Origin of the sequence: Streptomyces sp. NPDC090088 (assembly GCF_044747345.1) — a bacterium.
Taxonomy (GTDB): domain Bacteria; phylum Actinomycetota; class Actinomycetes; order Streptomycetales; family Streptomycetaceae; genus Streptomyces.
This window is the reverse complement of sequence record NZ_JBIVDZ010000009.1, coordinates 29,269-52,475: the sequence shown is the minus strand read 5'-3', so window position 1 is coordinate 52,475 and position 23,207 is coordinate 29,269. Positions and strand designations below refer to the sequence as shown.

Sequence of the window (23,207 nt, the reverse complement as noted above, 5' to 3'; positions counted from 1 at the left end):
ACGCCGCGTGAGACCGAGGGCGCCAGCCCCGCCGAACGAGGGGTGTCGTACGGCGGTTCAGCGATGCCGTACGGCGGTTCAGCGGCGGCGTACGGCGGTTCAGCGGCGGCGTACGGCCACGAAGCGGACCGGGGTGCCCGGGACCGCCTGGGCCGTCGCCGGGAGGTCGGCGGCGCGGACCACCGCGATCACCGGATAGCCGCCGGTGGTCGGATGGTCGGCCAGGAACACCACCGGACGTCCGTCCGGCGGCACCTGGACGGCGCCGAGGACCATGCCCTCGCTGGGGAGTTCACCGGGACGGGCCCGCTCCAGGGCGGGCCCCTCCGTGCGCAGCCCGATCCGGTTGCTCGCCGACGAGACGCGGTACGCGCGCGAGGTGAACGCCCGGACGGCGTCTGCCGTGAACCAGTCGGCGCGCGGGCCGAGCGTCACCCGCAGCACCAGCCCGGCCGGCGGGGACGGCTGCGGTCCGACGTCCACGCGCGCGTGCGGGCCCGCCGGAGCGCCCAGCGGCAGCACCGTGCCGTCCGCCAGCGGAGCGGGGCCGAGCCCGGAGAGCAGGTCCGTGGCCCGGCTGCCCAGCACCGGCTCGACGGCGATGCCACCGGAGACGGCCACATAACTCCGTACGCCGGACAGTGCCTTTCCCACTTCCAGCAGTTCCCCGGCCGGAACGGCCACGGGCGCGCCCCACGCGGCCGGGCGCCCGCCCACCGCGACCGGGCACGGCGCACCGCCGACGGCGACCACCACCGTGGAACGCGGCCGTACGGCACAGCCGTTGAGCGTCGTCTCCAGGACCGCCGCGTCGGGGGAGTTGCCGACCAGCCGGTTGACGAGCGCCGCGGCGGGCCCGTCCAGCGCGCCGGAACGGGGTACCCCGAGATGCGCGTACCCGGGCCGCCCCCGGTCCTGCACGGTGGTCAGCGCCCCGGCCCGTACGACGACGAGCGCGCGGTCGGTCACAGGTCCCCCACCGGCACGAACCGCACCCGCGTCCCCGGCGCCAGCAGCGCGGCCGGCACACGCGTGTGGTCCCACAGCACCGCCTCCGTCGTCCCGATCAGCTGCCAGCCGCCCGGCGAGGAGCGCGGGTACACCCCGGTGTACGGCCCGGCCAGGGCCACCGCGCCCGCGGGCACGGCCGTGCGCGGGGTGGCGCGGCGCGGCACGTCGTAGCGGGCGGGGAGCCCGGTGAGGTAGCCGAAGCCCGGCGCGAAGCCGCAGAAGGCGACCGTGAAGTCGGCCCCCGCGTGGATGCGGGCGACCTCCCGCTCGGGCACCCGCCAGTGCGCGGCGACCTCGGCGAGGTCCGGGCCGTCGTAGCGCACGGGCAGCTCGATCGCCGCACGCGCGCGTGGGGGAGTGGGCGGGATCGCGGCGGCGGCCAGCTCGGCGGCCCGGCGGGCCGGGTCGTCGAGGCCGTCGAGCAGGACCGTGCGGGCGGCGGGCACGATCTCGCGGACCGTCAGCGAGCCCTCCGCGCGGCGGCGCAGCAGCTCGGCGTGGAGCGCCTGGGCGTCGGCACCGGTGCCGACCTCGACGAGGAGGGCGTCGTCACCGACGAGCCGCGTGGTCATGGGCATGGTGGTTCCGGCGCGGTCGGTCCCGCTCATGCGAAGGCCGCCACGGTCACGCCCGCCGCCGTGAGCCGCGCGCGCACCCGGCGCGCCAGCTCCACGGCGCCCGGGGTGTCGCCGTGCAGACAGAGGGAGCGCGCGCGTACGGCGATGCGCGCGCCGGAGTGCGCGGTGACCGCGCCGGAGCGCGCCAGTTCCACCGAGCGCTCCACGACCGTCTCCGGGTCGCTCACCACCGCGCCCTCGCGCCCGCGCGGGACGAGCGTCCCCTCGTCGGTGTACGCGCGGTCCGCGAACGCCTCCGGGACGGCCGGCAGCCCCGCCTTCCCGGCCCGCTCCAGCAGCCGCGAACCGGGCAGCCCGAGCACGGGCAGCGAGGCGTCCGCGAGGAGCACGCCGTCGACCACCGCGGCGGCCTGCTCCTCGTCGTGCACCACCCGGTTGTAGAGCGCGCCGTGCGGCTTCACGTACGCCACCCGTGAGCCCGCCGCCCGGGCGAAGACCTCCAGAGCGCCGATCTGGTAGGCCACCTCGGCCGCCAGTTCGGCGGGCGGCACGTCCATCGCGCGCCGCCCGAACCCCGCCAGGTCCCGGTAGGACACCTGGGCGCCGATCGTCACCCCGCGCCCGGCCGCCAGCTCGCACACCCGCCGCATGGTGGCCGCGTCCCCGGCGTGGAAGCCGCAGGCCACGTTGGCGCTGGTGACGACGGACAGCAACTGCTCGTCGTCGGTCAGCCGCCAGCGGCCGAAGCCCTCGCCGAGATCGGCGTTCAGGTCGATCGAGGTCATGGATCCGTTGTCTCCCCTGTCAGGCCACGCGGTACTGCTCGTCGCGGGCGTCGCTGATGAACATCTGGCCCGGCGCGTGCGTGAGGGCGAACGGCGGCCGTGAGGCCATCACGGCCGCCTGCGGGGTCACCCCGCACGCCCAGAACACCGGGATGTCGTCCGGGTCGGCGTCCACCGGGTCGCCGAAGTCCGGTCGGCCCAGGTCCTCGATGCCGAGCACCGAGGGATCGCCGCAGTGCACGGGGCCGCCGTGCACCGCCGGGAGCAGACTGCTCTCCCGGATCGCGGCGGACAGATGCGCCGGGGGCACCGGGCGCATGGACACCACCATCGGACCGCTGAGCCGCCCCGCCGGACGGCACGGGCTGCTGGTGACGTACATCGGCACGTTCCGGCCCTGCTCGACGTGGCGGATCGGCACTCCGGCCCCGGCCAGCGCCCACTCGAAGGTGAAGCTGCACCCGAGCAGGAACGACACCAGGTCGTCCCGCCAGTACGCGCGCACGTCCGTCGGCTCGTCCACCAGCTCGCCGTCCCGCCACACCCGGTAGCGCGGCAGGTCGGTGCGCAGGTCCGCGCCCTCGGCGAGCACGGTGCCGGTGGCCCCGGCGTCGGTGACGTCGAGCACCGGACAGGCCTTGGGGTTGCGCTGGCAGAACAGCAGCATGTCGTACGCCCAGTCCGCGGGCACCGAGATCAGGTTGGCCTGGGTGTGACCGGCCGCGACCCCGGCCGTGGCGCCCGTGAGGCCCTCCCGGAAGCGGGCCCGCGCGGTGTGCGGGCTCCACGCGTGCGCGTGCTCGTCGGTCAGCACGACGGGCCGGTCCTCGGTCGCGAGGACGGGTGAGCGGTCTTCCGTACGGTTCACGCCAGTTCCTTCCCGCGCGTCTCCGGCAGTCCGAACAGGGCCAGGGCGGCGAGCGCGTATCCGGCGGCGCCGAAGACCAGCGCACCGCCCACGCCCCAGCTGTCGGCCAGGAAGCCCACCAGGGTCGGGAAGACCGCGCCCACCGCGCGTCCGGTGTTGTACGTGAAGCCCTGCCCGGTGCCGCGCACCGCCGTCGGGTACAGCTCGCTCAGATACGAACCGAAGCCGCTGAAGATCGCCGACATACAGAAGCCGAGCGGGAAACCGAGCACCAGGAGCAGCGTGTTGGCGCTGTCCGGGATGTTCGCGTACGCCAGCACACAGACCGCCGACAACAGCGCGAACAGCCAGATGTTGCGCCGGCGGCCCAGCCGGTCGGTGAGATAGCCGCCGGTCAGGTAGCCGAGGAACGCCCCGGAGATCAGGAAGGTCAGATAGCCGCCGGTGCCGACGACCGACAGACCGCGGTCGGTCTTGAGGTACGTCGGGATCCAGGTCGCCAGCGTGTAGTAGCCGCCCTGCACCCCCGTGGAGAGCAGGCCCGCGAAGACCGTGGTGCGCAGCAGCCCGGGCGCGTCGGCCGTGCCCCGCCGGAAGATCGCGGCGAACGAGCCGCGCTGCGGACTCTGTTCCCGTACCGCGACCGCCTGCGGGGCGTCGTGCACCCGGCGGCGCAGCCAGACCACCAGCAGCGCGGGCAGCGCGCCGGTCCAGAACATCACCCGCCAGGCCATGTCGTCGCCGACGAACGAGAAGACCAGCGTGTAGACGATCGCGGCGAGCGCCCAGCCGACGGCCCAGGAACTCTGGATCGCGCCCAGCGTGCGGCCGCGGTGTCGGGCGCTCGCGTACTCGGCGACCAGGATCGCGCCGACCGCCCACTCGCCGCCGAAACCGAGACCCTGGAGCGCGCGGAACACCAGCAGCGTCTCGTAGTTGGGCGCGAAACCGCAGGCCACCGTGAAGACCGCGTAGGTGATCACCGTGATCATCAGGGCGCGGACCCGGCCGACCCGGTCCGCGACCACGCCCGCCACGGCGCCGCCGATCGCGGACACCACCAGGGTGACGGTGGTGAACAGGCCGGTCTGGCCGCTGTCCAGACCGAAGTACGCCGCAAGCGCGACCATGCTCAGCGGCAGCGTGAAGTAGTCATATGAATCCAGGGCATATCCGCCGAAAGCACCGGCGAACGCGCGCCGGCCGCGCGGGCCGAGGGCGTGCAGCCAGCCGAACGCGCCGTCCTCGGCGGCGCGTTCGCCCTTGCCCGGCTGGGTGTCGGTCAGGGCCTGGGGTGGAGGAGTCGTGCTCATGTGCACCTCGCAGATGAGGGGACGGAGGGTGCGTGGACTGAGCCGTGCGGGGGCCGTATGGGGCCGTGCGGGGCCGTGTCGTGGTGAGCGTGATGAGCACCGTAGAGGATCGTTCAACGATCCTTCAATAGGCACGTTGTTTCGTTCCTGTGTCTGCGGTTGAATTCCGGGCATGGCAGAGCAGCTGACGGGACTGGCCGACGACCGCGCCCTCCTCGGGCGCACCAGCACCGCCGAACGGGTCTCCGACATCCTCAGAAGCCGGATCGCCGAGGGGTACTTCCCGCCAGGAACCCGGCTGTCGGAGGACGGCATCGGCGGTGCGCTCGGCGTCTCGCGCAACACGCTGCGCGAGGCGTTCCGGCTGCTCACCCATGAACGCCTGCTCGTCCACGAACTCAACCGGGGCGTCTTCGTCCGGGTCCTGACCGTCGAGGACGTCGAGGACATCTACCGCACCCGGACCCTCGTCGAGTGCGCCGTCGTACGCGGCCTCGGCGACCCGCCGTACGCCCTGGACGCCCTGTCGGCGGCGGTCACCGAGGGGCAGCGGGCGGCGGCCGGAGATGACTGGAAAGCAGTGGGTACGGCCAATATCCACTTCCACCGGGAACTGGTCGTCCTGGCCGGCAGCGAACGCACCGACGAACTGATGCGCAGCGTCTTCGCCGAACTCCGCCTCGCGTTCCACGTGGTCGACGACCCGCACGCGCTGCACGAGCCGTACCTGGCCCGGAACCGGGAGATCCTCCGAGCCCTGGAAGCGGGCGACAGATACGGAGCGGAACGGCTGCTTGAGACCTACCTCACGGATTCGCTGGAACGAGTGGTGGAGGTCTACCGACGCCGGGTCGACAGCGCCCCGTAAGGGGCGCGGGGAACTGCGCGACGAGCCCCCACCGGCCCGCACCGTGGCGAACCACCCGCACCCACCCGGCCCCACCGGCGGAGCCACCTGCGTCGTTTGGGCCGATGTCAGACCCAGGACCTAGTCTGTGCACCGTGACTTCGCCTGCTTCGACGGACAGCGTTCCGCCCCAGCTCAGCGCGGGGCCGCGCCCGGCACCGGGCCCGGCCGCCGACGAGGGGCTGGCGCGGCGGCTGCGCGCGCTCGCGTGCACCGCGCCGCTGCACGACCTCGACACCCGCAAGGCGAACCTGGCCGGCGAGTACTCGGTCTACGGCATGGCCGAGGTGGCCCTCTCCGCCATCGACCTGGTCACCCTCAACATGGACTTCGACACCGGCGCCGACCACGAGCAGATCGTCGCCCGGCTGATCCCGCGCATCTCCGCCCAGACCCCGCACCGCCCGGTCGCCGAGCACGAGCGGGTGGCCCGCTGGGTCCTGGAGAACCTGATCAACGTCGGCAGCGTCGACCGCGGCTTCCGCGCCGTGTACGGCACCTTCGCGCCCGACGGGTCCTACGTCCGCCGGGACTACGACTTCAAGCTCATCGAGGAGGTGCCGGGCCCCGGCGGCACGGTGTACCTGCGGACCACGGACGAGGCGGTCAACGTCCTGGTCGGCGCCCTCGACACGGACGTCACCAGTGCCCAGATCGCCGCCGAGGTCAAGCTGGAGGTGCTGATCAACCGCGGCCGCCTCGCCGACGCCCAGCTCGCCGCGGAGCAGGCCCGCTACCGGACCGTGCAGTACTCGGAGTCCCTGCGCCGCGCCCTGGACGCCACCCGGCGCAACGTCCGCGCGGTGGACTGGCTCAACGCCGTCCCCGACATGATCGCCGAGGCCCTGGACCACGTCGCCGACCGCTACCGGCACGAGAACGCGATCCTCACCAACATCCGCAAGGCCCGCGACGAGACCGAGGAGCCCGAGAACAAGCGGCGCGCCGCCGAACTCGTCGACATCGTCAAGGACTGCATCCGACGCCATACGCAGTTGCAGTCGCGACTGCTGGAGGCCGGGCCGCTGTTCCGCGCGGAGCAGGACCGGCAGGCGTTCGCGACACCGATGACGACGTCCGGCACAGACCTGTACGGGCATCTCCTCGCGCCGCTGCTGCCGCTGCCGATGGAGCAGGCGAGCCGGGTCACGAGCGCGTTCTTCGCGCGTGGCACCGGGCTGCGGACGCCGGTGTCGGTGCGGGTCGGCGACCTCGTCGACATACTGCTGACGCCGCCGGTCGAGCGGGAGCACCTGGGCGCGGAGATGCCGGAGCCGGACCTCATCGCCACACCGGACGACAGCCGGTTCAGCGAGGAGCAGCTGGCTGCCGCCATGGAATTGCTGGATCTTCCGGCCGACGCGCCCCGGAGGTTGTCGGGGCTGTTGGCGCAGGCGCGGCGGTCCGATCCCGATCTGCCGTATCTGGTGGCCTTGTTGGCGGTGCACGCGGCCAGTCCCGCGGTCGGTACGGCGTATCGGCAGGGCGAGGAGAAGTTGCTGTTCGCCGTGGACGACGGGACCGAGCTGGACGATCCCGAGTTCGGTGGGGCGGATCTGATCGTGGGGACCGCTTTGCTGGACGCGGTGGGGATGGCTGCGGATCGGACCGAGGCGGCGTGATGTCGTGCGTCGGGTGCGGGTCGTTCGTGGCTGGTCGCGCAGTTCCCCGCGCCCCTGACGGGGCGCTTGCGCCGACCCCTGTTTTCAAGTCGAGGGAGTTGTCGTAGTGAGCGAGTACGTCGAGGCTGAGGTGTCTGCCGGGGCGGCGCCCGCTGCCGTCACGCCGGCCGATGCCGCCGATGCCGCGCGGCTCGTCGCCTTCGGGTTGCAGCCCAAGCTGCAGCCCGCGCGTGACCAGGAGTACACGGAGCTGCTGCGGCGGTACCGGGAGGACCCCGTGTTCGCGCGGCTCGCGGATGCCGTGGCCGCCGGGCTCGGTCTTGTGGTGCTGGAGGTGTCGCCCCGCGCGGGGATGGCCGTGACCGCCGCCGAGGACTCGGTGTTCGCCGTTCGCATGGGCGACTACGCGCGTCGTACGTCCGCGGACGGCAGCGACCGCTTCCTGCACGGACTCGCGCATCTCGCCGTCGCCGCACTGGCCTTCCCGCGCCCCGAGGACCTGGCCGACGACGGGTACATCGGGCGGATCACGGTCAACGGCGTCGACGCCTTCGTACGGCAGGCCTGCCGCCGCCTTGAGGAACGGGCGGAGGAGCTGGGGGAGAACACCGACCCCGCCACCGACGCGCCCGGCCTGGAGGCCGCCTGGCGGATCTGGGCCAGACGCAGCGCGACCGGTGCCACCAAGGACGCCCGCCGGCTGGCCGGTTCCACCACCGGGATCATCGGCAAGGCGGTCGTCTTCCTCACCGACTCCGGGTTCCTCCAGCGCACCGGCGACGACCAGGGCGGCACCTACCGCACGACGGCCCGCTACCAGCTCCAGGTGCGGGACATGGCGGGCAGCGCCGCCATGGCCGAGCTGCTGGAGCTGGGTGTCGTCCCGGTCACCGACGGCACGGCCAGTCTGATGCCCGCCGACGACACCGAGGATCTGGACCTGGTCGCCGACGCAGGGCTGCCGTTCCACTCCTGAGCCGTCAGAACCCCTTTCCCAAGCCTTACGAGAGTCCGCCATGTACGAGCTGTCCCGGGTCCGCCTCTACTCCATCGGGCCCGCCGGTGCGCGCTACGCCGACACCGTGCTGGACCTGCGCGGTGTCGGCGAGCCCGTGCCCGACCCCGCCCCCACCCAGGCGGAGTTCTTCGAGAAGGAGCCGGTCGGCCCGCCGCGCCGGCCCGCGCCCGCCGGCGTGCTCTTCCTGGAGAACGGCGGCGGCAAGTCGGTGCTGCTCAAGCTGATCTTCTCGGTGATGCTGCCGGGCCACCGCAACACCCTCGGCGGCGCCAGCTCGGGCGTACTGCGCAAGTTCCTGCTCGCCGACGACTGCGGGCATGTCGCCCTGGAGTGGCAGCACACGCTGACCGGCGAGTGCGTGGTCGTGGGCAAGGTGAGCGAGTGGCGGGGGCGGCAGGTCTCCAACGACCCGCGGAGGTTCGCGGAGGCCTGGTACTCCTTCCGGCCCGGTCCGGGGCTCTCCCTGGACAACCTGCCGGTCGCCGAGTCCACCGCCGTACGGCCGCCGGTGGAGGGCGCCTCCGGCGCACAGGGGCGCCGGCGGACCATGAAGGGCTTCAGGGACGCCATCACCGAGGCGAGCAAGTTCTACCCGCATCTGGAGGTGCACTGGGAGGAGATCCACGACCGCTGGATCGAGCACCTCGGCGACCTGGGCCTGGACCCCGAACTCTTCCGCTACCAGCGGGAGATGAACGCCGACGAGGGCGAGGCCGCCGGCCTGTTCGCGGTGAAGAAGGACTCCGACTTCACCGACCTGCTGCTGCGGGCCGTGACCGACACCCGGGACACCGACGGGCTCGCGGACCTGGTCGGTGGCTTCGGCAACAAGCTGGGGCGGCGCGCCGAACTGATCGCCGAACGGGACTTCACCGCAGGATCGGTGGAGCTGCTCGGCCGGATCGTGGAGGCCGCGGAGGGACGGGCCCGCGCACGGGACATCCACGCGGGCGCCGAACGCCGCACCCGCACGCTGGCCCGGCGGCTGTCCGCGCGGGGCGTGGAGGAGCGGGTGCGCGCCGCCGAACTCGCCCAGCGGGTCACGGCCGCCGCCTACGCCGTCACCCACTCCGAGGGCGCCCGTGAGCGCAGCGCGCTCATCGCCGCCGAACTCGCCTACCGGCACGCCTCGCTGGCGCTGGCCGCCGGTGAGAAGTCGGCCGCCGCGCAGAAGCGCGAGCTGGCCGACGCGCGCACCCTGCACTCCGCCTGGCAGGCCGCCGAGGCCGTGCTGCGGCACCGGGCCGCCGCCGACCGCGTCGCACGGGTGGCCGCCGCCATCCAGGAGGCCGAACGGGACGCGGCCCCCGCGCTCGCCGCCCGCGCCAAGGCCGCCGTCGACCTCGTCAGGGCCCTGCACTCGGCCGCCGAGAACGCCGAGAACCTCGCCAACGAGGAGGAGGAGCGGTCCGCCGCCCTCCAGGAGGTCAGCGACTCCGCGTACCGGGACTCGACCTCCTCCGCCACCGAGGCCCAGCGTGCCCGCAGCGAGGCCGGACATCTGCGCCAGCGCCTCGGCGAGGTCGAGCAGGAGACCGCCGAGGCGGTCCGCGCGGGCTGGCTCGACGACAGCGCCCCGGACGCCGACCCGGCCCGCGCCGCCCTCGCGGCCAGCGACGCCGAGAAGACGGCCGTGGCCGCCTGGGACACCGCCCGCGAGGCCTCCCGCAAGACCGCCGAGCACGCGCGCGAGGCGGCCTCCGCCGAGTCCCGCGCCGAGCTCACGGCCGCCCGCGCGGCGGACGCGGCGACGGCGGCCGAGCGAACGTACGACGCCGAGCAGCGCCTCGCCGAGGCGCTGGCGGCGGAGCAGCGGCTCGCCGAACTGCTCGGCCTCACCGGCTCCCGTACGGCTGTGCCGCGGCCCCGGCACGAGGGCGGCGACGACACCCTCACCCCCGAGGAACTCGACCGGTTCGCCGACGAGTTGCGCGAGCTGCTCGACGACGCCGTCGGCTCCGCCGAGCGGCACCTGTTCGAACTGCGCACTGCGGCCGCCGACGACGCCCGGATCCTCGGCGCCCTGGGCGACGGCGGACTGCTGCCCCCGGGACCCGATGTGCTGGCCACCGTCGAGTTCCTCGGCGAGCACGGCATCCCGGCCCTGCCCGGCTGGCGCTACCTCGCCCAGGCCGTCGACCCGGCGGACCACGCGCGCGTGCTCGCCGCCCGCCCCGAACTCGTCGACGGCGTCATCATCACCGACCCGGACACGCACGCGCGGGCCCGCGAGGCACTCGGCGAGGCGGCCCTGCTGCCGCGTTCCGCCGTCGCCGTCGGCACCGCCGCCGCCCTGCTCGCACCGACTCCGGCCGCCGACGCCACCCCGGGCGACGTGTTCCTCGTACCGCCGAACCCGGCCATGCACGACGAGCACGCCGCCGACGAGGAACGGCAGGCGCTCCGCGCCCGGGCGACCGAGCGGGACGAGGAGATCCGCACCCTCGCCGCGCGGCTCGGCAAGGACCGCGAGCTGGCCGCCCGGCTCGCCTCCTGGCGCACCGGCTGCCCGGCCGGGCGGCTGGTGGAGCTGGCGCAGGCCGCGGGGGACGCCCGTGTGTTCGCGGAGGAGTCCGAGGCCGAACTGACCGAGGCGCGGGCCGTGCGGGCGGAGGCCGAGGAGGCCGCCGCCGAGGCCGCCCAGGTGCGTGACGAGCGGCAGGAGGCCGCGCAGAAGGCCCGACGGTCCGCCGACGCCCTCGCCGGCCTCGCGTTCCGGCTCCGTGAGCGGTCCGGCTGGCAGGTGAAACTGCGGGAACTCGCCGACGAGGCCGTCGAGTCGGAGGCTCGCGCCCAGTCCTGTCTGGAGCGCGCCCGGGCCGCCGACGAGGACCGGCGCGCCGCCCAGCGCGCCGCCGACGACGCCCGCCGCACCGCCCGCGCCCTGCGCGCCGAGCGCTCCGAGATCGCCGGCGCCCCCGACGACGTGCCCGAGGCGGACGAGGACGCGCCCAAGTCCTCGCTGCCCGCCCTGCGCGAGGCCTACCGGGCCGCCTCCCAGGTCTACGAGAAGGTGGGCGTAGGCGCCGACCTGCGTGCCGAGCAGGCCCGCTCGGAGAGCGACGACAGCGCCGCGCTCGCGGAACTGGACCGGCTGAGCAACAAGGTCCGCACCCGCGCGGAGCAGCTGCTGCAGTCGCCCGAAGGCTCCGACGGACCCTCCCGGCAGGCCGCCGCCGCCCGCGCGGAGGAGCTGGTGCAGCTCCTGGAGACCCGGATGTCGACCGCCAGCGAGCAACTCGGGCGACTGCGCGGCGAGGCCGAGCGGCACGCCCCCGAGGACGGTGAGGCGCACACCGAGCTGCCCGAGGAGCTCCAGCCGCGCGACGCCGAGCACGCCCAGGCGCTGCTGCGCACCGCGACAGCCGAACTGGCCTCACGCACCGAGGCGTTGACCCAGGCCCGCGAGGCCCACGCCGACCTGCTGGAGACCCACCGCGCCGCCGAGGACGCGGCCGGCGGCTTCGACGAGATCGCCGCCATGCTCCGCGACCTGCTGCGCGAGCACTCCCCTGAAGAGGAGCAGGAGGCGCCCGAGCCCTACCCCGGCAGCCCGGAGGAGGCCCGGCAGTCCGCCGCCGAGGCCCGCCGCTCGCTGCGCGGCTGCGCCGGTGACCTGTCCACCGCCGAGTCCGCCGTACGCGAGGCGAGCGATGTGCTGGTCCGGCACGCCAACTCCACGCGGTACGAGGCGGTCCGCACCCCCGCGCGCCAGCAGATCCGTGAACTGCCCGCCTCCGCGCTGCCCGAGCACGCCCAGAAGTGGGCCGACGCCTTCGCCCCCCGACTGCGTGTGCTGACCGACGAGCTGGCGCAGCTGGAGCGCAACCGGGACTCGATCGTGGACCGGCTGCGCGGGCTCGTCGAGTCCGCGCTCGCGACCCTGCGGTCCGCCCAGCGGCTGTCCCGGCTGCCCGAGGGGCTCGGCGAGTGGTCCGGGCAGGAGTTCCTGCGCATCCGCTTCGAGGAGCCCGACCAGGCCACGCTCACCGAGCGGCTGGGCGAGGTCGTCGACGAGGCGACCCGGGCCGCCGTGAAGAAGAACTCCGACCTGCGGCGGGACGGAATGTCCCTGCTGCTGCGGGGCGTTGCGGCGGCCCTGCAACCGAAGGGGATCGCCGTCGAGATCCTCAAGCCCGACGCGGTGCTGCGCGCGGAGCGGGTCCCGGTGGGGCAGATGGGGGACGTGTTCTCCGGCGGGCAGCTGCTCACGGCCGCCATCGCCCTGTACTGCACAATGGCCGCGCTGCGCTCCAACGACCGGGGCCGGGACAAGCACCGGCACGCGGGGACGCTGTTCCTCGACAACCCGATCGGGCGGGCCAACGCGACGTATCTGCTGGAGCTTCAGCGGGCCGTGTCGGACGCCCTGGGGGTGCAGCTGCTCTACACGACCGGACTGTTCGACACGACCGCGCTGGCCGAGTTCCCGCTGGTCATCAGGTTGCGCAACGATGCCGACCTCAGGGCCGGACTGAAGTACATCAGCGTCGAGGAACACCTCCGGCCCGGGCTGCCGCAGCAGCTCCAGGCCGGAGAGACCGTCCACAGCGAGATCACGGCGACCCGGATGTTCAAGAAACCCTCGGCCTGAGGGGCCCGTGCCCCGTCACCCGCGTGTCGCCCGTGTCCCCCGTGACGCGCTCAGGGGTGGGACAGCTGCCCGGCGTTGCCGCCGCGCCGCCGTATCCGCTCCTGTTCGCGCTCGGCGGCCCGCTCCTGGCGCCGGGCCGCCCGCCGCTCGCGGCGCAACGCGCGCGCCGTGCTGCTCGGCTCCGAGACCACGCCGTTGCGCTGGCTCCACACCTGACGGGTCACCAGCACGTCGACCGCGCTCCAGGTGGCCACCACCGTGCTCGCCACGCTGCTGATCACCATCGGGAACGCCAGCCAGGACTCCGCCATCGTGCAGAGGAACGCCACCATGGCCTGGATCAGCGTGACCGCGATGATGATCACCGCCCGCACGGCCGAGGTACGCACCGGATCCGGCATCCGGTACCGCTTGGCGGGCTCCTCGACCCACAGCGGCCGGTACGGCACCTGCTGTCGCGCACCTGCCCCGGGTCCCGGTCGTGCCGTCGAGCGCACCACCGTGTCGTCCTCGGGCGCCAAGCGCCGCTGAGCCGTCCCCATCAACGTGTCACTCCCCACCGCCGGCAGACTCCTCGCACCGGTGTCCGACGACCCCGGCTCCCCAGTGGCTGCCCGGCTTGCGCTGTTTTACGCCGCCCGGATGCGAGATGCGGCTCCTGTGGCCGATTCCGCACCCATCTCCCATGTACAAGGACGAACGAACTCGCCCGATGATTCCCAACCAGCGAAAAATTCCGGCCAACTGATCCTTCGTCCCGTTCCCGCCCCACTCGCACGAACTCGGCGTGACCGCGGGGGCAATCTCCCGCAATGCCCGGACAACTCTCCCTGCCCGTTCGTCATGTGCCGACCCCGGGGCGGAAGTTCATCGTCCGGACACGCCTTCGAGTTATCCATGTGGCGGTAGTAGGCTCACGCCGTTTGTTGACGCACATATGTACCCCCGGGCGGCGGGGGACGAGCAGGGGGAGGACATGCGCTTTCGCGGGAAGTCGATCCGCCGGAAGATCGTGGCGCTGCTTCTCGTGCCGCTGGTGTCCCTGGCCGCGGTCTGGGGCTTCGCGACCGTACTGACGGGACACGAGGTCACCAGACTCTTCCAGGTCTCGTCCGTCATCGAGGACATCGGCTACCCCACCGAGGACACCACCCGGGTCCTGCAGCAGGAACGCCGGCAGACCCTCGTCTATCTCGCCGACCCGCGCGCCGCCGACGCGCTGACCGCCCTGCACCGCACGCGCGCCGCCACCGACAGCGCCGTCGCCGAACTCCGCAGGAACGCAAAGAAGCAGGGCGCCCTCGACGGGATGGACGCCGACGACCGAGAGGGCCTCTCGGCCGTGCTCGACGCCTTCGAGGGCATCGACACCCTGCGTCGCAGCGTCGAGGAGGGCACGGTCGACCGGGCCCAGGCCTTCGACCTCTACAACCGTCTCGTCGACCCGTGCTTCGCGCTGCTCACCACCCTCGACGGGCCCAGCGATGTCGAGTTGGAGAAGCAGGCCCGCGCCCTCGACAACGTCACGCTCGCCCGCGAACTCGTCTCCCGCGAGGACGCCCTGCTCGGCTCCGCCCTGGTGGTCGGGAAACTCTCCCGCGAGGAGAGCCGCGAGATCGCCGACCTCGTCGCCCAGCGCACCCTCCTGTACAACGTCGGCCTGCCGCTGCTGCCGTCCGCCGAACGCGACCGCTTCGACCGCTTCTGGAGCAACGCCACGACGGCTCCGCTCCGAGCGGCCGAGAAGTCCGTCATCGCCGCCGGGTCGGGCTTGCCGGACGACGTCGGCGCGAAGAGCTGGGACTCCGCCGCGGGCAACGTCCTCAAGGAGCTGGGCGACCTCGACGACCAGGCCGCCGACCGCTATCAGGACCGGGTCCGGCCCGCCGTCATCAGCGTGATCGTCCGGGCGGCCGCCGTCGGCGTCCTCGGTCTGGTCGCCCTGCTGTTCTCGCTCATCGTGTCCGTCCGGGTCGGCCGCGGCCTCATCCGCGACCTGCGACTGCTGCGCCAGGAGGCGCACGAGGCCTCCGGAGTCCGGCTGCCGAGCGTGATGCGCCGGCTGTCCGCGGGCGAACAGGTCGACGTGGAGACCGAGGTCCCGCGCCTGGAGTACGACAAGAACGAGATGGGCGAGGTCGGCCAGGCACTCAACACCCTGCAGCGCGCCGCCGTGGAAGCCGCCGTCAAACAGGCCGAACTGCGCTCCGGTGTCTCCGAGGTCTTCGTCAACCTCGCCCGCCGCAGCCAGGTCCTGCTGCACAAGCAGCTCACCCTGCTCGACACCATGGAACGCCGGACCGAGGACACCGACGAACTCGCCGACCTCTTCCGCCTGGACCACCTCACCACGCGTATGCGCCGGCACGCCGAAGGCCTGGTGATCCTCTCCGGCGCGGCACCCTCGCGGCAGTGGCGCCGGCCCGTCCAGCTGATGGACGTGGTGCGTGCCGCGGTGGCCGAGGTCGAGGACTACGAGCGCATCGAGGTCCGCCGGCTGCCCCGCGTCGCCGTCACCGGGCCGGCCGTCGCCGACCTCACCCACCTGGTGGCCGAACTCCTGGAGAACGCCACGGTGTTCTCGCCCCCGCACACCGCCGTCCAGGTCCTCGGCGAACGGGTCGCCAACGGATTCACCCTGGAGATCCACGACCGCGGCCTCGGCATGGCGGCCGAGGCGCTCCTGGAGGCCAACCTGCGGCTCGCCGAGACCCCCGAGTTCGAGCTCTCCGACACCGACCGGCTCGGCCTGTTCGTGGTCAGCCGCCTCGCCCAGCGCCAGAACGTCCGCGTCTCGCTCCAGCCGTCCCCCTACGGCGGCACCACCGCCGTCGTCTTCATCCCCGACGTGCTGCTGACCGACGACGTCCCCGACACCAACGGCATCGGCTTCCGCCTCGACCGGCCCTCCCCGGAGGCCGAGCCCGAGGAGGGCCGCACCGCAGCCCTGGCCCAGATGCCGGCGCAGCGGCCCGGCCGGCCGGCCGCGCTCCTGGACGGGCCGGTCGAGCTGGAGGCACCCGTCGACCTGGACGCGCTGGACGGCTTCCCGGGCGCCCTCGCCGACGAGGACAGCGAGCGCGGCGGGCTGTTCCGCCACCGCCGTTCCCTCGGCCGCGCGGACGAGCCCACCCCCGCCGTGGGCGAACTTCACCAGCCGGCCCTGGAGACCGCGGACGGCTTCCGCGACGAGCGCGCCGACAGCCCCGTGCCGCTGCCCACGCGGCGCACGCCCAAGCTGGTCAGCTCGCACGGCAGGCCCGTCACCGAGCAGCGCTCCCGCCGCGCCGAGCCGGACGAGCCGGACCCGGTCCGCCCCGAACCGGGCGGACTCGCCCCGCTGCCCTCCCGCCGCCGCACCGACCCCTCCCCGCAGCGCGCCGCCGGCCCGGCCGACCGCGCCCCGGACCACACGGTCCCCACGACCGGCGGCCCCGGCGAACCCGCCGGCCTCCCCGCCCTGCCCCGGCGCGCCCGGCACGCCGAGCCCACCGCCGGCAGCGGCACCGAAGACTCCGTCCCGCCCCCCGGCAGCACACCCCCGGAGGCCGCATCCGGCACCCGGCCGCTGCCCAAGCGGGTACGGCAGGCCAACCTGGCCCCACAGCTGCGACAGGACCCGACACGACCCGCCACGCGCGCGGCGGAACCCGCCGAGCGCGACGCCGACGAGGTGCGCAGCCGCATGGCCTCGCTCCAGCGCGGCTGGCAGCGCGGCCGTGAGGAGAACACCGCGGGCGACGGGTCCCGGAACGGCACAGCGCAAGGAACGACTAAGGGGGACGGTCGATGACCGATCCGAAGGCGACCGGCCACACGGCGACGAACAAGCGCGAGCTGAACTGGCTCCTGGACGACCTCGTGGACCGGGTCGCCAGCATCCGCAAGGCCGTCGTGCTCTCCGGCGACGGCCTGCCCACCGGTGTCTCCAAGGACCTCACCAGAGAGGACGGCGAGCACCTGGCGGCCGTGGCCTCCGGCTTCCACAGCCTCGCCAAGGGCGTGGGACGCCACTTCGAGGCGGGCACCGTCCGGCAGACCGTCGTCGAGCTCGACGAGGCCTTCCTGTTCGTCACGGCCGCCGGCGACGGCAGTTGCCTCGCCGTCCTCTCCGACGCCGACTCCGACGTCGGCCAGGTCGCGTACGAGATGACGCTCCTGGTCAAGCGGGTCGGCATACATCTGGGGTCCGCTCCGCGCACCGACCTGCCCTCGGGCGGGTAGTGGAGTGACATGAGCGGAGACGGTCAGGGAAGAAGTCACTGGTTCGACGACGAGGCCGGACCGGTCGTCCGTCCGTACGCCATGACGCGTGGCCGCACCACCAGTGCGGCCCAGCACCGCCTCGATCTGATCGCGGTGGTCGTCACGGAGCCCCACGCGGACGACCCGGAGGCCGACCGGACACTCTCCCCGGAGCACGTGGACATCGTCGAGCTCTGCCGCGACGTTCCGCAGTCGGTCGCCGAGCTGGCTTCGGAACTCGATCTCCCCATCGGAGTGGTCCGGGTCCTCATCGGCGACCTCGTCGACGGGGAACTCGTCCATGTCAACCGCCCGGTACCCCCGGCGGAACTGGTGGACGAGAGTATTCTGCGCGACGTGATCAACGGCCTCCGGGCGCTGTGACCGGCGCGGATGCGGAGTAGTGACGTGACAGGCTGGCAGTTCTGGGTCGACCGTGGCGGTACGTTCACCGACGTCGTCGCACGGCGCCCGGACGGCCGGCTGCTCACCCACAAACTCCTCTCCGACAACCCCGCGCGGTACGCCGACGCGGCCGTGGCAGGCGTCCGCGAACTCCTCGGCGGCTCCGGCGACCCCGTCGCCGCCGTCGACGCGGTCCGCATGGGCACCACCGTCGCCACCAACGCGCTCCTGGAACGCAAGGGCGAGCGCACCCTTCTCGTCATCACCCGCGGCTTCCGCGACGCCCTGCGCATCGCCTACCAGAACCGCCCCCGTATCTTCGCCCGCCGCATCGACCTGCCCGAGCTGCTGTACGAACGGGTCGTCGAGGCCGACGAGCGCGTCGCCGCCGACGGCACCGTCCTGCGCGCCCCCGACCTGGCCGCGCTCTCCGGCCCGCTGCGGGAGGCGTACGACGACGGGATCCGCGCCGTCGCCGTCGTCTGCCTGCACAGCCACCTCCACCCTGCCCACGAGCAGGCGATCGGCGAGCTGGCCGCCCGCACCGGCTTCCCTCAGATCTCGCTGTCCAGCGAGGTCAGCCCGCTGATGAAGCTCGTCCCGCGCGGCGACACCGCCGTCGTCGACGCCTACCTGTCGCCGGTGCTGCGCCGCTACGTCCGGCAGGTCGCCGACGCGCTCGAAGGCGTGCGGCTGATGTTCATGCAGTCCAACGGCGGCCTCGCCGAGGCCGGTCAGTTCCGCGGCAAGGACGCCGTCCTCTCCGGCCCGGCCGGCGGGATCGTCGGCATGGCCCGGATGTCGCGGCTCGCCGGCTTCGACCGGGTCATCGGCTTCGACATGGGCGGCACCTCCACCGACGTGTCCCATTACGCGGGCGAGTACGAGCGGGTCTTCACCACGCGGATCGCGGGCGTCCGGCTGCGCGCGCCCATGCTGGACATCCACACCGTCGCCGCGGGCGGCGGCTCGGTGCTGCACTTCGACGGCTCCCGCTACCGCGTCGGGCCGGACTCGGCCGGCGCCGACCCCGGCCCGGCCTGCTACCGGGGCGGCGGCCCGCTCGCCGTCACCGACGCCAACGTCATGCTCGGCCGTATCCAACCCGCGCACTTCCCACGGGTGTTCGGGCCCGACGGGGACCAGCCCCTGGACGCGGACCTGGTCCGGGACCGCTTCACCGGCCTCGCGCGGGAGATCCGCGAGCGGACCGGCGACGACCGCACCCCGGAGCAGGTCGCCGAGGGCTACCTGAGCATCGCCGTGGCCAACATCGCCAACGCCGTGAAGCGCATCTCCGTCCAGAAGGGCCACGACGTCACCCGCTACGCCCTCACCACCTTCGGCGGGGCCGGCGGGCAGCACGCGTGCATGGTTGCCGACTCGCTCGGCATCCGCACCGTCCTGGTGCCGCCCATGGCCGGTGTCCTGTCCGCGCTCGGCATCGGCCTCGCCGACACCACCGCCATGCGCGAACAGTCCGTCGAGGCCCCGCTGGAGCCCGCCGCGATGCCCGGCGTCCGCAAGACCGCCGACGACCTGGAGGCCGCGGCCCGCGCCGAACTCCTCGCCGAGGACGTCCCCGAGGACCACATCGAGGTCACCCGCCGCGCCCAGCTCCGCTACGACGGCACCGACACCACCCTCACCGTCGAGCTCACCGAGCCCGACGCGATGAAACACGCCTTCGAAGAACGTCATCGCGCCACGTACTCCTTCACCCTCGACCGCCCGGTCGTCGTCGAAGCCCTCTCCGTGGAAGCCACCGGCATCACCGCACCCCCCGATCTCTCCGCCCTCGCCCCGTACGAGGGCCGCCCCGCCGCCCCGGAGACCGTCCGCCTGCACACCGGCGGCGCCTGGCGCGACGTACCCCTCCACCGCCGGGAGGCCCTGCCTCCCGGGGTGTCCGTCACCGGCCCGGCGCTCGTCACCGAGGCCGGTGCCACCACCGTGGTCGACGACGGCTGGCGGGCCGCGGCGACCGACGGCGGGCATCTGGTCATGGAACGCGCGGCGGTCACGCAGAGTTCCGATCTCGACACGGAAGCCGACCCGGTCCTGCTGGAGGTCTTCAACAACCTGTTCATGTCGATCGCCGAACAGATGGGCGCCCGGCTGGAGTCGACGGCCCAGTCCGTCAACATCAAGGAACGCCTGGACTTCTCCTGCGCCCTGTTCGACCCGGACGGGAACCTGGTGGCCAACGCCCCCCACATCCCGGTCCACCTGGGCTCCATGGGCACCAGCGTCAAGGAGGTCATCCGCCGCCGCGGCACCTCGATGCGGCCCGGCGACACCTACGCCGTCAACGACCCGTACCACGGCGGCACCCACCTGCCGGACGTCACCGTCGTCACGCCCGTGTTCGACACACAGGGTGACCGGATCCGGTTCTACGTCGCCTCCCGCGGCCACCACGCCGAGATCGGCGGCATCGCACCCGGCTCCATGCCGGCGAACAGCCGCACCATCGAGGAGGAAGGCGTCCTCTTCGACAACTGGCTGCTCGCCGAGGACGGCCGCTTCCGCGAGCCGGAGACCCTACGCCTGCTCACCGGAGCGCGGTACCCGTCCCGCAACCCGAAGACCAACCTCGCCGACCTGCGCGCCCAGATCGCCGCCAACCGCAAGGGCGTCGACGAGGTCACCCGCATGATCGAGGACTTCGGCCTCGACGTCGTCCAGGCCTACATGCGGCACGTCCAGGACAACGCGGAGGAGGCGGTCCGCCGCGTCATCGACGCCCTGGACGACGGCGAGTACGCCTACGAGACCGACTCGGGCGCCGTCATCCGCGTACGCGTGCGCGTGGACCGCCACGACCGGCGCGCGACCATCGACTTCACGGGCACCTCCGCGCAGCTGGCCACCAACTTCAACGCCCCCTTCTCGGTGGTCAACGCGGCCGTGCTGTACGTCTTCCGTACCCTGGTCGCCGACGACATCCCGCTCAACGACGGCTGCCTGCGGCCCCTGGACATCGTCGTACCGGCCGGATCCATGCTCGCCCCCGAGCCGCCGGCCGCCGTCGTCGCGGGCAACGTCGAGACCTCCCAGGCCATCACGGGCGCCCTCTACGCGGCGCTGGGAGTCCAGGCCGAGGGTTCCGGGACGATGAACAACGTCACCTTCGGCAACGAGCGCCACCAGTACTACGAGACGGTCGCCTCCGGATCCGGCGCCGGTGACGGATTCCACGGCGCGAGCGTCGTACAGACCCATATGACCAACTCCCGGCTCACCGACCCGGAAGTCCTGGAGTGGCGGCTGCCCGTCCGCCTCGACGAGTTCGCCGTACGACGGGGCAGCGGCGGCGCCGGCCACTGGCACGGCGGGGACGGCGCGGTCCGCCGGATCCGCTTCCTCGAACCCATGACCGTCTCCACCCTCTCCCAGCACCGCCGCGTCCCGCCGTACGGCATGGCGGGCGGCGCACCCGGCGCACTCGGCGCCAACCGGGTGGAGCGGGCCGACGGCACGGTCACCGGACTCGGCGGCAGCGACGCGGCGGACGTCGGCCCCGACGACGTACTCGTCATCGAAACCCCAGGCGGCGGCGGATACGGACGTCCGTCATCGACCCCCGTCAGGCACGACCCCCACCTAGCAGGAGAAGAGACCGATGATCTTCGGCCGATCTGAGCGCGGCAAGCCCCCGGTCGAACCCGTCACGCTCAAGATCCTCGTGGCGGGCGGCTTCGGCGTGGGCAAGACGACCCTCGTCGGCGCGGTCAGCGAGATCAGGCCGCTGCGCACGGAGGAGCTGCTCACCGAGGCCGGGCGGCCGGTCGACGACACCAACGGCGTCGAGGGCAAGCACACCACCACCGTCGCCATGGACTTCGGCCGCATCACCCTGCGCGAGGACCTGGTGCTGTACCTGTTCGGCACCCCCGGGCAGGAACGGTTCTGGTTCATGTGGGACGAGCTGTCCGAGGGCGCGCTGGGCGCCGTCGTGCTCGCCGACACCCGCCGCCTGGAGGACTGCTTCGCCGCCGTCGACTACTTCGAGCGGCGCTCCATACCGTTCGTCATCGGCGTCAACTGCTTCGAGAACGCGGCCCGCTACCCGGTGGACGATGTCCGTCAGGCCCTCGACCTCGACGCGGACGTGCCCGTCGTGCTCTGCGACGCCCGGGACCGCGAGTCGGTCAAGGACGTGCTCGTCGGCGTCGTCCAGCACGCGATGGCGTTCGGGGCGGCCCGCCGGCGGGCCGTCACCGGCTGACCGGCGGCGACACGGCCCGTACCCCCGCCGACCGGGGTACGGGCCGTGGTCCCAGGGGGGTTACTCGTCGCCCTCCTCGATCCAGCCGAAGCTCTTCTCCACCGCCTTGCGCCAGCTGGCGTACTCCCGTTCGCGCACCGACGCCGCCATGGCGGGCGTCCACTCCACGTCCTTCTGCCAGTGCGACTTGAGCTCGTCCAGGTCGTTCCAGACGCCGGTCGCCAGGCCGGCCGCGTAGGCGGCGCCCAGGCAGGTCGTCTCGGAGACCCGGGGCCGGATCACCGGCACGCCGAGGACGTCGGCCTGGTGCTGCATCAGGAGGTTGTTCTTGGTCATGCCGCCGTCCACCTTCAGGGTGGTGATCTGCACCCCGGAGTCCTGGTACATGGCGTCCACGACCTCCCGCGTCTGCCAGCTCGTCGCCTCCAGCACCGCGCGGGCGAGGTGCGCCTTGGTGACGTACCGGGTGAGTCCGGTGACGACCCCGCGCGCGTCCGAGCGCCAGTAGGGCGCGAACAGGCCGGAGAAGGCGGGCACGATGTAGGCGCCGCCGTTGTCGTCGACGCTCGCCGCGAGCGTCTCGATCTCGTCGGCGGCGCGGATGATGCCGAGCTGGTCGCGGAACCACTGGACGAGCGCGCCCGTGATGGCGATCGAACCCTCCAGGCAGTAGACCGGCGCCTCGCCGCCGATCTTGTAGCCCATGGTCGTCAGCAGTCCGTTCTTGGACGGCACCGGCCGGTTGCCGGTGTTGAGCAGCAGGAAACTGCCCGTCCCGTAGGTGTTCTTCGCCGTGCCGACGTCGTAGCAGGCCTGCCCGAACACGGCCGCCTGCTGGTCGCCCAGGGCGGACGCCACCGGCACACCGGCCAGCTGGCCGACGGCGGTGCCGTACACCTCGGCGGAGGACCTGATCTCGGGCAGCACCGCCTCGGGGACGTTCATCGCGGCGAGGATGGTGGCGTCCCACTGGAGGGTCTCCAGGTTCATCAGCATGGTGCGCCCGGCGTTGGTGACGTCGGTGACGTGCCGGCCGCCGTCGGTGCCGCCGGTGAGGTTCCAGATCAGCCAGGAGTCGATGGTCCCGAAGGCGATCTCACCGCGCTCGGCCCGGTCCCGCAGCCCGGGCACGTTGTCCAGCAGCCAGGCCGCCTTGGGCCCGGAGAAGTAGCTGGCCAGCGGCAGTCCGGTCTGCTCGCGGAAGCGGTCCTGGCCGTCGCTGCCGCCCAGTTCGTTGCAGAGCGCCGCGGTGCGGGTGTCCTGCCAGACGATCGCGTTGTGCACGGGCTTGCCGGTGGCGCGGTCCCACAGCACGGTCGTCTCGCGCTGGTTGGTGATGCCGAGCGCGCTCAGCTGGTCGGCGCGCAGCCCCGCCTTGGCGAGCGCCCCGGCGACCACGGCCTGCACCTTGGACCAGATCTCGGTGGCGTCGTGCTCCACCCAGCCCGGCTTGGGAAAGATCTGGCGGTGCTCGCGCTGGTCGACGGCGACGATGGCGCCGCCGTGGTCGAAGATGATGCAGCGGCTCGACGTGGTGCCCTGGTCGATCGCGGCGACGTACGTCTCGGCGGTGTCCGTCATGGCTACCCCTTGGTCGCTGGTCGGAAGGCTGCGTGGGTGGGAGGGCCGC

Annotated in this window: 16 protein-coding genes; 9 read left to right on the top strand and 7 right to left on the bottom strand. The window is 73.2% G+C overall.

Features of this window, described 5'->3' with window-relative positions:
- Window positions 1-99: 99 nt before the first annotated feature.
- Genes ACIPSJ_RS37075 through ACIPSJ_RS37055 form a run of 5 tightly spaced genes read right to left on the bottom strand, consistent with a single transcriptional unit; the run spans window position 100 to window position 4,555 of the window.
- Window positions 100-969 (bottom strand): biotin-dependent carboxyltransferase family protein, encoded by an 870-nt coding sequence (locus ACIPSJ_RS37075; RefSeq protein WP_401352588.1) that lies wholly within the window; start codon window positions 967-969, stop codon window positions 100-102.
- Complete coding sequence (locus ACIPSJ_RS37070) at window positions 966-1,583, bottom strand: allophanate hydrolase subunit 1 (protein ID WP_359224716.1); 618 nt, start codon at window positions 1,581-1,583, stop codon at window positions 966-968. The genes ACIPSJ_RS37075 and ACIPSJ_RS37070 overlap by 4 nt, the downstream gene beginning before the upstream one ends.
- A 32-nt stretch (window positions 1,584-1,615) precedes the next feature.
- A complete protein-coding gene (locus ACIPSJ_RS37065) occupies window positions 1,616-2,374 on the bottom strand; it encodes a 5-oxoprolinase subunit PxpA (RefSeq protein ID WP_359224690.1) in 759 nt (252 codons plus the stop codon).
- A gap of 19 nt (window positions 2,375-2,393) precedes the next feature.
- A complete protein-coding gene (locus tag ACIPSJ_RS37060; RefSeq protein WP_359224688.1) occupies window positions 2,394-3,242 on the bottom strand; it encodes a putative hydro-lyase in 849 nt (282 codons plus the stop codon).
- Window positions 3,239-4,555: an MFS transporter gene (locus ACIPSJ_RS37055; protein ID WP_359224686.1), complete on the bottom strand. Its 1,317-nt coding sequence runs from the start codon at window positions 4,553-4,555 to the stop codon at window positions 3,239-3,241. Before ACIPSJ_RS37055 ends, ACIPSJ_RS37060 begins: the two co-directional genes overlap by 4 nt.
- Before the next feature lie 172 nt (window positions 4,556-4,727).
- On the opposite strand from ACIPSJ_RS37055, the gene ACIPSJ_RS37050 reads away from it, so the two are divergent.
- From ACIPSJ_RS37050 to ACIPSJ_RS37035, 4 genes are all read left to right on the top strand, one after another.
- The gene (locus ACIPSJ_RS37050) at window positions 4,728-5,423 is read left to right on the top strand and encodes a GntR family transcriptional regulator (protein WP_359224684.1); all 696 of its coding nucleotides are present in this window, start codon (window positions 4,728-4,730) and stop codon (window positions 5,421-5,423) included.
- 134 nt (window positions 5,424-5,557) lie between these two features.
- Window positions 5,558-7,084 carry a hypothetical protein gene (locus tag ACIPSJ_RS37045; RefSeq protein ID WP_401352585.1) on the top strand — a complete coding sequence of 509 codons (1,527 nt, stop codon included), beginning with the start codon at window positions 5,558-5,560 and terminating at the stop codon, window positions 7,082-7,084.
- Window positions 7,085-7,190: 106 nt separating this feature from the next.
- On the top strand, window positions 7,191-8,060 hold the full coding sequence (locus tag ACIPSJ_RS37040) for a hypothetical protein (protein ID WP_355722714.1): 870 nt from the start codon (window positions 7,191-7,193) through the stop codon (window positions 8,058-8,060).
- A gap of 40 nt (window positions 8,061-8,100) precedes the next feature.
- Window positions 8,101-12,696 carry a hypothetical protein gene (locus ACIPSJ_RS37035; RefSeq protein ID WP_401352583.1) on the top strand — a complete coding sequence of 1,532 codons (4,596 nt, stop codon included), beginning with the start codon at window positions 8,101-8,103 and terminating at the stop codon, window positions 12,694-12,696.
- 50 nt (window positions 12,697-12,746) lie between these two features.
- Here the strand turns inward: ACIPSJ_RS37035 and ACIPSJ_RS37030 are convergent, their stop codons facing one another.
- Window positions 12,747-13,238 carry a hypothetical protein gene (locus tag ACIPSJ_RS37030; protein WP_401352581.1) on the bottom strand — a complete coding sequence of 164 codons (492 nt, stop codon included), beginning with the start codon at window positions 13,236-13,238 and terminating at the stop codon, window positions 12,747-12,749.
- Between the two features lie 434 nt (window positions 13,239-13,672).
- Here ACIPSJ_RS37030 and ACIPSJ_RS37025 point away from each other — a divergent pair, with 434 nt between their 5' ends.
- From ACIPSJ_RS37025 to ACIPSJ_RS37005, 5 genes are read left to right on the top strand one after another with little or no spacing between them, the layout of a single operon-like run.
- Window positions 13,673-16,489, top strand: a complete 2,817-nt coding sequence (locus ACIPSJ_RS37025; RefSeq protein ID WP_401352579.1) for a nitrate- and nitrite sensing domain-containing protein — start codon at window positions 13,673-13,675, stop codon at window positions 16,487-16,489.
- Window positions 16,486-16,920: a roadblock/LC7 domain-containing protein gene (locus ACIPSJ_RS37020; RefSeq protein WP_365684997.1), complete on the top strand. Its 435-nt coding sequence runs from the start codon at window positions 16,486-16,488 to the stop codon at window positions 16,918-16,920. Before ACIPSJ_RS37025 ends, ACIPSJ_RS37020 begins: the two co-directional genes overlap by 4 nt.
- 9 nt (window positions 16,921-16,929) lie before the next feature.
- Window positions 16,930-17,325 (top strand): DUF742 domain-containing protein, encoded by a 396-nt coding sequence (locus ACIPSJ_RS37015; protein WP_355722724.1) that lies wholly within the window; start codon window positions 16,930-16,932, stop codon window positions 17,323-17,325.
- A 24-nt stretch (window positions 17,326-17,349) separates the two neighbouring features.
- Complete coding sequence (locus ACIPSJ_RS37010) at window positions 17,350-20,991, top strand: hydantoinase B/oxoprolinase family protein (protein WP_401352576.1); 3,642 nt, start codon at window positions 17,350-17,352, stop codon at window positions 20,989-20,991.
- Window positions 20,972-21,577: an ATP/GTP-binding protein gene (locus ACIPSJ_RS37005; RefSeq protein WP_359224663.1), complete on the top strand. Its 606-nt coding sequence runs from the start codon at window positions 20,972-20,974 to the stop codon at window positions 21,575-21,577. Before ACIPSJ_RS37010 ends, ACIPSJ_RS37005 begins: the two co-directional genes overlap by 20 nt.
- Window positions 21,578-21,637: 60 nt before the next feature.
- Here the strand turns inward: ACIPSJ_RS37005 and glpK are convergent, their stop codons facing one another.
- Window positions 21,638-23,158: a glycerol kinase GlpK gene (gene glpK, locus ACIPSJ_RS37000; protein WP_401352574.1), complete on the bottom strand. Its 1,521-nt coding sequence runs from the start codon at window positions 23,156-23,158 to the stop codon at window positions 21,638-21,640.
- Window positions 23,159-23,207: the final 49 nt, after the last annotated feature.

Coding starts and splice junctions, on each gene's coding strand:
- ACIPSJ_RS37070 (WP_359224716.1), bottom strand. CDS start 1,583: ATGACCACGCGGCTCGTCGGTGACGACGCCCTCCTCGTCGAGGTCGGC.
- ACIPSJ_RS37065 (WP_359224690.1), bottom strand. CDS start 2,374: ATGACCTCGATCGACCTGAACGCCGATCTCGGCGAGGGCTTCGGCCGC.
- ACIPSJ_RS37055 (WP_359224686.1), bottom strand. CDS start 4,555: ATGAGCACGACTCCTCCACCCCAGGCCCTGACCGACACCCAGCCGGGC.
- ACIPSJ_RS37050 (WP_359224684.1), top strand. CDS start 4,728: ATGGCAGAGCAGCTGACGGGACTGGCCGACGACCGCGCCCTCCTCGGG.
- ACIPSJ_RS37035 (WP_401352583.1), top strand. CDS start 8,101: ATGTACGAGCTGTCCCGGGTCCGCCTCTACTCCATCGGGCCCGCCGGT.
- ACIPSJ_RS37030 (WP_401352581.1), bottom strand. CDS start 13,238: ATGGGGACGGCTCAGCGGCGCTTGGCGCCCGAGGACGACACGGTGGTG.
- ACIPSJ_RS37025 (WP_401352579.1), top strand. CDS start 13,673: ATGCGCTTTCGCGGGAAGTCGATCCGCCGGAAGATCGTGGCGCTGCTT.
- ACIPSJ_RS37020 (WP_365684997.1), top strand. CDS start 16,486: ATGACCGATCCGAAGGCGACCGGCCACACGGCGACGAACAAGCGCGAG.
- ACIPSJ_RS37015 (WP_355722724.1), top strand. CDS start 16,930: ATGAGCGGAGACGGTCAGGGAAGAAGTCACTGGTTCGACGACGAGGCC.
- ACIPSJ_RS37005 (WP_359224663.1), top strand. CDS start 20,972: ATGATCTTCGGCCGATCTGAGCGCGGCAAGCCCCCGGTCGAACCCGTC.
- glpK (WP_401352574.1), bottom strand. CDS start 23,158: ATGACGGACACCGCCGAGACGTACGTCGCCGCGATCGACCAGGGCACC.